The sequence below is a fragment of the Rothia sp. P7208 genome (assembly GCF_048512915.1).
Lineage (GTDB): Bacteria > Actinomycetota > Actinomycetes > Actinomycetales > Micrococcaceae > Rothia.
The window spans coordinates 671,317-681,471 of sequence record NZ_JBLXXW010000001.1; the positions used below are offsets into that span (position 1 = coordinate 671,317).

Below are 10,155 nucleotides of genomic sequence, written 5' to 3' on the forward strand. Positions count from 1 at the left end.
TGGATAACCATCAAATACCGCGAGAATTCAAGGTTTTAGATGTTGATAAAATGTGTTTTAATAAATCTCATTAAGTGAACCTAGTGTGAATGAATAATTATGCTGCATAAGCAATCCACTTAAAACGTATAACTATGCACTTAACCTCCACATTTTAAGACCTTAAGTCACACAAGTTATCCACAGTCCAGATTTTTTGTTATTTAAGCTTGTCAGAACTACTTCTGAGCCCGTTGAACTTGTTTTATCTTGTTGGTTAACTCATTTACTTGATTGAAAATCTGATGTCGTTCTGCCATCAAACTCCTAATTTTTCGGTCAGCATGAATGACCGTAGTATGGTCACGGCCACCCAATTCTTGACCAATTTTGGGAAGAGACATATCTGTCAGCTCCCGCAACAGATACATCGCAATCTGGCGCGCTGTCACAAGAGTACGTGTTCGAGACTTTGACTGTAATTCTTCAATCGACACATCAAAATAGCTCGCAGTCGCCACAAGAATTTGAGAAGCGGTAATCTCTTGAGCACCGTCGCTGGTAATAAAATCTTTGAGGACACGTTCTGCCACTGACAAATCAATAGGTTGCTTATTTAACGATGCAAACGCTGCCACACGAATAAGAGAACCTTCTAGCTCACGAATATTAGTCGCGATGTTCGAGGCAATATACTCCATCACATCATCAGGCACCTCGATAGATTCATTCTGAGCTTTCTTCCTCAAAATGGCAATGCGAGTTTCTAATTCCGGCGGTTGCACGTCAGTAATAAGCCCCCACTCAAAACGAGAACGCATACGTTCTACGAAGCCAGTGAGCATTTTAGGAGGCAAATCAGAAGTGATGACCACTTGCTTCTGATGATTATGCAAAGTGTTAAAAGTATGGAAGAACTCCTCTTGAGTGTGTTCCTTACCAGCTAAAAACTGAATGTCATCAATCAGCAACATATCAACATTGCGATAAATCTGCTTAAATGAAGAGCCTTCATCATCTCGAATGGAATTAATAAATTCGTTCGTAAACTCTTCGGAATTGACATAACGTACTCGAAGTTCTGGATAAAGTCGTTTCGCATAATGTCCGATTGCGTGGAGCAAATGAGTTTTCCCTAACCCCGAATCGCCATAGATAAAGAGGGGGTTGTACGCAGATGCTGGAGTTTCTGAAACAGCAAAAGCTGCCGCATGAGCAAAACGATTAGACTGTCCAATTACAAAAGTGTCGAAAGTGTATTTATCATTGAGGCGGGCAGAGCTTTCCCACACAGACGATGCCGTTGACGTTTCGGTGTTTTGCTTTGGCTTGGGCGTCTCAACATCTTGAACAAGAGAAACTGATTCTTCCTGAACAGAATGATTACTTTGTGTAAAGGATGGGCTTGCCAGACGCCCCTCCGTCTCTATCTGTTGAACTGTCGGAACAGACTCAACAACCTGAATCTCATCATTATTTTGGGGTATGTTAGCGGTTTTAGCCGGTGACGAGATCTCTTGTTGAGGATTCTTTGGCTGAACGAAAGCAGCAGAGGAGACTTCCTCAAGACTGGTATCAATGACGATAGCTTCGGTAGTTCCTTCTCCGAAAGCGTTTTCTAATGCAACCTTGAATTCGTGATTAATTTTTTGTTGAATGACTTCTCTTGCATACTCGCTAGGAACCGCAATAAGTAATACTGAACCCATATGTGCTTGAGGCAGCGCTTGCGAAATGAATCCCATCCACCGCGGACTGACTTTAGTTCGAAGCATCTCCTTGAGATGAGCCCAACGAAGCATCATGGTGTCATGTGATTGCTCGCTCAAGGTGGAACTCCTTTTATATTGGGTAATGTTGAGATTAAATTTTAGCGCTTAAAAACCAAAATCCACAGTTTTCCACAGCTGTTATACACAGAGTGGAAAACTTGTTATTTACACAGTGTATTTCATGTGGGCACTTCGAGACAGTTTATCGAAGAAGTCGTGAATTACAAGAAAAGTAACTGTTGATGAGTTGCGAGCGGTTATTCTGTGGAAAACATGAAATTTAGTGCCTCAAAAAGAATGAATCCACAGGTGTTGATAATAGATTATGCACATGCTGTGATTAAAAACTTAGCTGTGCCTTGCTTGACCACAGGCAATTAACCTCATAGAGTTTTTTAGTCATATGTGTACGCTCCGTACGCTCTGTTTAGGCAGGGCAATAGTGTGAAAAAACGCTTAGGATGTGTGCTCATCATCAGAAATAAGCGTCAACCTGTTTCTAAACAAATTGGTGAAGGGTTGCGCGCCCCTACCAAACGCTTTGGAGTAACAAAATGAGCAAGCGGACTTTTCAGCCGAATAACCGCCGTCGTGCCAAGAAGCACGGTTTCCGTCTTCGCATGCGCACCCGTGCAGGTCGTGCCATCTTGGCAAACCGTCGCAGCAAGGGTCGCACCGCTCTTTCGGCATAAATTAAACTCCTTCCCTCCTCGACCTCTGGGGGAATCCTAGGAGTCGAAACCGAAAGGAGAACATGTGCTGGCTCAACAGCACCGGATGCGGACAAAAGTCCAATTCACAGAAACTACACGTTCCGGTGTCCGTTCTGGGCGCCGGAACTTAGTTCTATATGCAACTTCCTATGGGCAATCTCCTACTATTGTCGGATTTATTGTCTCTAAAACTGTTGGGAACGCTGTTACCCGAAACCTCGTCAAAAGAAGACTGCGCGCACTCACAGCACCTACACTCAAAGAACTTCCGCAGGGATACCAACTAGTTATTCGCGCTCTTCCGGCATCCTCTCATGCCACATGGGAGCAACTAGCACAAGATTATGAAAGTGCTCTAACTAGCATCCTTGCTAAAATAGCATCACAACAATGTCTGCAAGCAGTAGCACAAAGCCCTGAAACTGCCTCACTATCCCGCCGAGAGGAATGCTGAAAATCCATGATGACGCACTCTTCTCACGGACAAAGATCAGACCTCTTAGAACAAGCGCCACACGAATTTGTTCGTCCACAATCCATACAACATGCTCTCTGGACATTGCCACAGAATTTTCTTATCGCGGTATTAAAAGTTTATCGAGCAGTCGTTTCACCACTTTATGGAAACGTTTGTAAATACTATCCAAGTTGTTCAGCCTACGCCTTAGAATCATGCCTTCGACACGGGGCAACTAAGGGGCTGTCGCTTACTGTCCGCAGGCTTCTGCGTTGTCATCCTTGGGCGGCTGGTGGACTTGATGAAGTGCCGGCAGGAAAACAAAAATTTCCTGCCGGAAAAGAACCTAAAATTATTCTCTTGAACCACCCTCAAGACTATCTATAAACCATCATGCAACAGACCAAACTAATAGGCTCAACGAGCCAAGGAGAACTCGATGTTTGACGCCATTCTCTGGCCCTTTAAATGGATTGTTTCCTTTATTCTCTGGGTATTCCATTCACTCTTCACTACAATCGGGTTAGACCCTACCTCGGGTCTGACCTGGGTACTTGCTATTGTCGGGCTAACGCTCGTGATGCGTACTCTGACTATTCCTCTGTTCCTTAAACAGATTAAATCTATGCGAGGGATGCAAGAACTTCAGCCAGAACTCACAAAACTGAAGAAAAAATATCAAGGTAAAACAGACCAGCTCTCACGTCAAGCTATGGCGCAAGAACAAATGGCTCTGTATAAAGAACGCGGAGCTAATCCGCTTTCATCTTGTTTCCCTATTCTGGCTCAAATGCCAATTTTCTTTGGGCTCTACCAAGTACTAAGAGGGATTCCTCACGCGGCGGAAAAACATGAAGGCATTTTGATGCTTTCTAGTGACCTAGTCAAACAGTTCAATGATTCGTATATTTTTGGACAAGTTCCGCTCTTTTCCACAATGTTGAACCCCGGGAACGGAAACCACGCAAGCACGATTATTGTCGCTGGCGCTCTCGTCGTCTTGATGTCTGTATCCATGTTTGTATCCCAGAAACAGCTGGGCGCTAAAAACGTGTCTGATGCGGCTAAAGAGTCACCCATGTATCGCCAACAGCAGATGATGATTTATATCTTCCCTGTTATCTTCTTGATTTCTGGTATTAACTTCCCTATCGGTGTTCTTGTGTATTGGACTGTCTCAAATATCTGGTCTGTAGGGCAGCAATGGTGGGTTATTCGTAATAACCCAACGCCCGGTTCTCAGGCAGAACGAGAACTCAACGCTCGTCGCGCAGAAAAAGGTCTGCCACCGGTCGGTAAGACTAAAGAACAATACGAAGAAGAATTGCAAAAAGCACGTGAACGTGCAGCTCAAGGGCAACGCCAACAGCCTGTCAGCAAAAAACGTCAGCGTCAACAACAGAAAAAGAAGAATTAGTTTGATGGAGCATCTTGTGGAAGAAACACCTATGTCTGAAGAACACGAAAACTGCGAGGAAAAAGATCAGCTCAAATACCTCGAAGATGAAGGCGACATTGCCGCAGACTATCTTGAGGAACTCCTTGATATCGCTGATATTGATGGAGATATCGACATTGAGATTCGTAATAACCGCACATATCTTTCTGTTATTAGTGAAGATGGTGAGAACGAACAGCTTAAAGCTCTTATCGGTAAACGAGGAAATACTCTTGCTGCTTTGCAAGAACTAGTGCGTTTATCGGTGCTTGCTGCTACGGGAAATCATTCCCGTTTGGTTCTTGATATCGGTGAATATCGCGCAAAACGTATTAAACGAGCTACTTCTATGGCACTAGAAGCTATTGCGCAGGTCAAAGAAACTGGAGAAGACTACCACTTGGAGCCTTTGAGTGCTTATGAACGCAAACTTGTTCATGATCTTGTCGCTGAAAATGGTCTTTATTCAGAGTCTGAAGGAGAAGGGGCAGGGCGTCACATTGTTATCTCTGTTCCGGAGGCATAAATGACTCAGGACATTCTTCCGGAGCTAACCGGCGTTGAAAGAATCGCTGCAGAAAAGATTTTTGGTCAGAGGCTTTCGCTCGCTCAACGCTATGTTGAGCATCTTGCCACTAGTGGTATTGAGAGAGGTCTTATCGGGCCTCGAGAAGTTCCTCGTTTGTGGGGGCGTCACGTGTTGAACTGTGCTGTGGTGCAGGAATATATCAAGAAAGACGCTTCAATCGCTGACGTGGGCTCCGGTGCCGGCCTTCCAGGGCTTTGTTTGGCTATTGCTCGTCCAGACCTCGATATTACGCTGATAGAGCCTCTGGAGCGTCGTGTGATATGGCTTGATGAAGTTGTTGAAGATTTGGGACTGGGGAACGTGACAATTTTGCGTTCTCGTGCCGAGCAAGCTATCGGCATGGTAGATGTTGAATATGTGACGGCTCGTGCTGTATCGGCGTTGGTGGGACTTGTTGATATTACTCTTCCCATTCTTCGTGGTACTGGTGAGTTGCTTGCGATTAAAGGACGTTCTGCTGGAGAAGAAATTGCTAAGGCGCAAAAGAAGCTCAATAAATATGGTGCTCGTACTGTAGAGGTGCTTAGTGCTGGTGAAGGGCTTCTTGATGAACCGACGACTATTGTGAGAGTTTCTCTTTAGAAGCTTTTATCTGTAAATCGATTCTACTTTTTGGTGGTATCAATACTGCAAGGTATTGATACCACCATTTTTTATATTTGTTAAGTTTGTTGTGCCTGGTATGTGATGGGGTGAATCTTGCCTGTGCGATTTTTAATATTTGGGAGTTTATCTTTAAGAACAACCTTTTAAGGTTTTTATTTGTAAATATTGTCGATATGTCACTGATAAACAGGTAATCTAAGTAGCACCCTCATGTCGTAGTGCCGAATTTTCTATATTGCTCTTGAGGGGAGAAAGTTAGGATTGACTGGAACCTCATGAACCAAAAAATAGCAATTAATGTTCCTGATTTTGGAATGCCGCCGGATCCACCAGAAAGCGCAGGCACTCCTCGGCTGGATCGCGGTTATGTTTCACGTGAAACGCGTCAGAAAATAGAGAAACAGGTGCGGAGCAAAGGGCTCGATAGCATGGTTTCTGCAGAGGTTTTAAGTGAGAAAAAGAAACTTAAGGAACTGGAACAAATCGTTTTGAATCGACCAGAAAAAACCCGCGTATTTGCTATCTCGAATCAAAAAGGCGGCGTCGGGAAAACAAGCACCGCGGTCAACTTAGCGGCCGCTCTTGCCACTAAAGGAATGAACGTTCTTGTCATTGATAGCGACCCTCAAGGCAACGCGTCAACAGCTTTAGGTATTCAACACGGAAGCGATGTGCGTAGCGTCTACGACGTACTCATTGACGAAGTTCCTTTATCTGATGTTATTGAACCGTGTCCAGACGTCGAAAAGCTTTGGTGTGCGCCTGCAAATATTGATCTTGCTGGAGCTGAGATTGAACTTGTCTCAATGGTTGCTCGTGAAAACCGACTGCGAGGAGCAATTCAAGAATATGAGCAATGGCGTCAAGATAAAGGGCTAGAACGCCTTGATTATATTTTTATTGACTGCCCACCAAGCCTTGGTCTGCTGACCGTTAATGCTTTTGTTGCGGCTCAAGAAGTTCTTATCCCTATTCAATGTGAATACTACGCGTTGGAAGGGTTGAGTCAACTACTCAAAAACATCCAGATGATTCAGAAACATCTTAATGCTGATCTTGTGTTGAGTACTATTCTTTTGACAATGTATGACGGAAGAACAAATCTAGCTTCTCAGGTAGCTGATGAAGTAAGAGCTCACTTCCCGAATGAAGTTCTTGATGCTGTTATTCCCCGTTCTGTTCGTATCTCAGAAGCGCCAAGCTATCAGCAGACTGTAATTAGTTATGATGTCTCATCGACTGGTTCTAGAGCTTATATAGAAGCTGCTATAGAAATAGCAAAAAGAAAATAATTATTATAAATCTAAATAGGTTGTTTTATGTGAAGAAAAGGAAGCAACTGCTTTTTATTCATGAATAACAACTTTTTAAAAGAGCGTACAATTTAAGAGTTTCACGTGAAACATCGCATCTTTCTCCCTATGTTTCTTGTGAAACAGTTAGACTTAGACGGTCTACTGAATAAGAGGAGAATCTTACTATGGCAGAAAAGAAGCGTGGGCTAGGTCGAGGTATTGGCGCTCTCATTCCTACTGAAAACTACACAGAGAAGAACGTTCACATATCTCAAACTGCAGATCGCTTATCTCAAAATGCTCCTCAACACAATGGTGACTCAAAGAATGTTTCACGTGGAACATCTCAAACCCAGCAGAAGGATTCGAAGAAAAAACGTGCAGACATGGGAGCAGCTCTTCGTGGTTCAACTTCTAATAGGCGACCTGTCGATTTCTTCTTTGGCGGAGAAAGTCAGTCTGACAGTGGGCTAATCCCTGTTCCCGGCGCTCAATTTACCATTCTTAATGTTCACGATATTCACCCCAATAGAAAACAGCCTCGTACTGAATTCAATGAGCAAGATATGGAAGAACTTGTTCATTCTGTTAAAGAAATAGGTGTTTTACAACCTATTGTGGTAAGAAAAAGCCGTGAAAATGGTCAGGAAAAATACGAATTAGTCATGGGGGAGCGTCGTTGGCGCGCAACGCAACGAGCTGGTCTCGATACGATTCCTGCTATTGTTCGAGAAACTCATGATGTTGATTTGCTACGTGATGCATTATTAGAAAACCTTCATCGTAGCCAGCTTAATCCTATTGAAGAAGCTGCAGCGTATCAGCAACTTCTTGAGGAGTTTGGAACTACTCAAGAACAATTAGCCCAAAAAATTGGGCGTTCTCGCTCGTTGATTGCGAATACTATTCGCCTTCTAAAGCTTCCTGCTCTCGTGCAGCGCCGAGTCGCTGTTGGTGTATTGTCTTCGGGGCATGCTCGGGCGTTATTGTCGTTGAAAACTCATGCTGAAATGGAAAAGGTTGCCCAAAAAATTGTTAATGAAGGTTTGTCTGTTCGCGCTGTAGAAGAACTAGTATCACATTTTTCGGAACAGCCTAAAAAAGAACCAAAAACAATTCGACCTCAAAAGCATCATGAACGCTTGGATTATATTGCAGACGCATTCGCTGATAGGCTTGATACAAATGTTAAAATTCAATTAGGTGCCCGTAAAGGAAAAATGACTATTGAATTTGCTTCTGTGGAAGACCTTAATAGAATTATTTCTGTTCTCGATCCAAATATAGATAAAAAATAGATAATTATATTTATTAATAATGCGTGAAATAAATATATTTATTTCACGCATTATTTATTTTAAGTGTAAGGTTTTCTTGCTGTCTTCTAATGAAATGTTTCACGTGAAACGAGATTTTATGAAGGATATAAACCTTTTGCGGTTAAATATACTGCATGAATACCTCTTTTAAGGAGGGTTTCACGTGGAACAAGAGGGACTCGCACTAGTGAGATGCTGGAAAATTTCCCTTTTGTGTTTCACCTGTCTTGCAACTTTTCCTCCTTTATGTGATTCTGAAAACAGCTAAGAATATTTTTTATTGCATTGATAAAAAAAGAGATGAGGACTATATGAGTTATACAGTGAGTGATTACCTGTTGGACAGACTTGCAGAGCAGGGGATTACTGAAATATTTGGAGTCCCCGGAGACTTTAATCTTCAATTTCTAGATCACATCGTAGAACATAAAAATATATCTTGGGTTGGTAGCGCAAACGAACTTAACGCTGGTTATAGTGCTGACGGTTATTCTCGAGTTCGTGGACTAGGTGCCCTTGTTACCACCTATGGGGTCGGAGAACTCTCTGCGATCAATGCTTTAGCTGGCTCTTATGCTGAGCATGTTCCTGTCGTGCATATTGTTGGTGCTCCAAGTAAAGAAAATCAAGCAAACCACCTGAAAATGCATCACACGTTAGGCGATGGTGATTTCTCGCATTTTATGAGAATGGCGCGGGAAGTTTCCTGTGCCGTAGCAGACCTTGACCATGCTACAGCAACGGCTGAAATCGATCGCGTGATTCGTGAAGTAGTAATCCGTCGCCGACCAGGTTACCTCTTGTTGTCGACCGATGTTGCAAGAGTGGAGACTACACCGCCTCGAGAGCCTCTTCAAACTGATGTTGCACTATCCTCTAAAGGTGCTCAAAAAGCCTTTAGAAAGGCTTTGAGCGAGGTTCTTGCAGGGAAAGAAGTGAGCGTTCTCGCTGATTTATTGGTGCATCGTATGGGAGCACGTGAACAGCTTAAGACACTCCTCAAAGAAACGGGATTCCCTCACGCTACATTAATGTGGGGCAAAACTCTTGTCGACGAGAGTGACTCTCAATTTGCGGGAGTATATGCAGGGGTGGTCTCTGATGGGCGAACTAAAGACGCTATTGAGAATGCAGAGGTTCTTATTAGTGCTGGTGTGGAATTTACTGATTCTACTACTGCGGGATTCTCTCAGAAACTTCCCGAGAATACGGTTCATATTCGTCCACAATCTTCACGCATCGGGCATGAAGTTTTCACTCCATTGACCATTAAAACAGCCTTAGAGATTGTTGTAGAGGTTGCTCGAGAATATGATGCCAAGCCATACCCTCTCCAAAAAGAAGTCAAAGAACAAACTCAAAAGATTGATATGAACGCTTCTTTGACACAAGATACCTTGTGGGATTTGCTTTCTGGAGAGTTGACTCCTGGAAATATTGTTGTTGCTGACCAAGGAACTTCTTTCTTCGGGATGGCGAATAGGAAATTTCCAGAATCCTCAATGTTTATTGGGCAACCACTGTGGGGGTCTATCGGATATAGCTTGCCAGCGATGCTCGGAGCGTCAATAGCAGATAGGTCGTCACGAGGTGTTCTACTTATTGGAGACGGGTCAGCGCAGCTAACTATCCAAGAAATTGGAACAATGCTGCGTGAGAAAATTAATCCGGTCATTATTCTTATTAATAATGACGGATACACCGTTGAACGAGCTATTCATGGGCCTCAACAGCCTTATAACGATATTCACCGTTATCAATGGGATCTTATACCTGCTGCATTTGGTGCAGGTGAAGATGACGTCCTCTTATTTAAAGTCCGAACTGCCCAAGAATTATTAGATGCTTGCCGTATTACTAATAAAACTCGTGATCGCATGGTGTTTATGGAAATTATTATGGATAAAGATGATGTCCCTCAACTACTCAACGACGTTGCGAAGGCTTTAGCACGAGCGAACTCTCAATAAAAAATTAGGGTGTTGGT

10 protein-coding genes are annotated in these 10,155 nt (G+C 43.3%); 9 read left to right on the forward strand and 1 reads right to left on the reverse strand.

Annotated features, from left to right (window positions below):
* Nucleotides 1-218 precede the first annotated feature (218 nt).
* The gene (dnaA, locus tag ACN084_RS03175) at nucleotides 219-1,784 is read right to left on the reverse strand and encodes a chromosomal replication initiator protein DnaA (RefSeq protein WP_419105882.1); all 1,566 of its coding nucleotides are present in this window, start codon (nucleotides 1,782-1,784) and stop codon (nucleotides 219-221) included.
* Nucleotides 1,785-2,305: 521 nt separating this feature from the next.
* Here dnaA and rpmH point away from each other — a divergent pair.
* The 9 genes from rpmH to ACN084_RS03220 all read left to right on the forward strand — a co-directional run bounded on the left by rpmH (nucleotide 2,306) and on the right by ACN084_RS03220 (nucleotide 10,138).
* On the forward strand, nucleotides 2,306-2,443 hold the full coding sequence (gene rpmH, locus ACN084_RS03180) for a 50S ribosomal protein L34 (RefSeq protein WP_419101264.1): 138 nt from the start codon (nucleotides 2,306-2,308) through the stop codon (nucleotides 2,441-2,443).
* Between the two features lie 64 nt (nucleotides 2,444-2,507).
* Nucleotides 2,508-2,918, forward strand: coding sequence for a ribonuclease P protein component (gene rnpA, locus ACN084_RS03185; RefSeq protein WP_419105858.1), 411 nt, complete (start codon nucleotides 2,508-2,510; stop codon nucleotides 2,916-2,918).
* A 9-nt stretch (nucleotides 2,919-2,927) separates the two neighbouring features.
* Complete coding sequence (yidD, locus tag ACN084_RS03190; protein ID WP_419105883.1) at nucleotides 2,928-3,308, forward strand: membrane protein insertion efficiency factor YidD; 381 nt, start codon at nucleotides 2,928-2,930, stop codon at nucleotides 3,306-3,308.
* 52 nt (nucleotides 3,309-3,360) lie between these two features.
* The gene (gene yidC / locus ACN084_RS03195) at nucleotides 3,361-4,338 is read left to right on the forward strand and encodes a membrane protein insertase YidC (protein WP_419105859.1); all 978 of its coding nucleotides are present in this window, start codon (nucleotides 3,361-3,363) and stop codon (nucleotides 4,336-4,338) included.
* Between the two features lie 31 nt (nucleotides 4,339-4,369).
* Entirely contained in the window at nucleotides 4,370-4,885 is a 516-nt protein-coding gene (locus ACN084_RS03200; protein WP_419105884.1) for a protein jag, read from the forward strand.
* Entirely contained in the window at nucleotides 4,886-5,530 is a 645-nt protein-coding gene (gene rsmG, locus ACN084_RS03205; protein WP_419105860.1) for a 16S rRNA (guanine(527)-N(7))-methyltransferase RsmG, read from the forward strand. It begins immediately after the preceding gene.
* Nucleotides 5,531-5,982: 452 nt separating this feature from the next.
* The gene (locus ACN084_RS03210) at nucleotides 5,983-6,846 is read left to right on the forward strand and encodes a ParA family protein (RefSeq protein ID WP_419105885.1); all 864 of its coding nucleotides are present in this window, start codon (nucleotides 5,983-5,985) and stop codon (nucleotides 6,844-6,846) included.
* A gap of 188 nt (nucleotides 6,847-7,034) precedes the next feature.
* The gene (locus tag ACN084_RS03215; protein ID WP_419101270.1) at nucleotides 7,035-8,147 is read left to right on the forward strand and encodes a ParB/RepB/Spo0J family partition protein; all 1,113 of its coding nucleotides are present in this window, start codon (nucleotides 7,035-7,037) and stop codon (nucleotides 8,145-8,147) included.
* A 332-nt stretch (nucleotides 8,148-8,479) separates the two neighbouring features.
* Nucleotides 8,480-10,138 carry an alpha-keto acid decarboxylase family protein gene (locus ACN084_RS03220; protein ID WP_419105861.1) on the forward strand — a complete coding sequence of 553 codons (1,659 nt, stop codon included), beginning with the start codon at nucleotides 8,480-8,482 and terminating at the stop codon, nucleotides 10,136-10,138.
* Nucleotides 10,139-10,155 lie beyond the last annotated feature (17 nt).

Bases quoted from the DNA above. Each gene is read 5' to 3' on its own strand.
- dnaA (WP_419105882.1), bottom strand. From the start codon at position 1,784: ATGATGCTTCGTTGGGCTCATCTCAAGGAGATGCTTCGAACTAAAGTC.
- rpmH (WP_419101264.1), top strand. From the start codon at position 2,306: ATGAGCAAGCGGACTTTTCAGCCGAATAACCGCCGTCGTGCCAAGAAG.
- yidD (WP_419105883.1), top strand. From the start codon at position 2,928: ATGACGCACTCTTCTCACGGACAAAGATCAGACCTCTTAGAACAAGCG.
- yidC (WP_419105859.1), top strand. From the start codon at position 3,361: ATGTTTGACGCCATTCTCTGGCCCTTTAAATGGATTGTTTCCTTTATT.
- ACN084_RS03200 (WP_419105884.1), top strand. From the start codon at position 4,370: ATGTCTGAAGAACACGAAAACTGCGAGGAAAAAGATCAGCTCAAATAC.
- rsmG (WP_419105860.1), top strand. From the start codon at position 4,886: ATGACTCAGGACATTCTTCCGGAGCTAACCGGCGTTGAAAGAATCGCT.
- ACN084_RS03210 (WP_419105885.1), top strand. From the start codon at position 5,983: ATGGTTTCTGCAGAGGTTTTAAGTGAGAAAAAGAAACTTAAGGAACTG.
- ACN084_RS03215 (WP_419101270.1), top strand. From the start codon at position 7,035: ATGGCAGAAAAGAAGCGTGGGCTAGGTCGAGGTATTGGCGCTCTCATT.
- ACN084_RS03220 (WP_419105861.1), top strand. From the start codon at position 8,480: ATGAGTTATACAGTGAGTGATTACCTGTTGGACAGACTTGCAGAGCAG.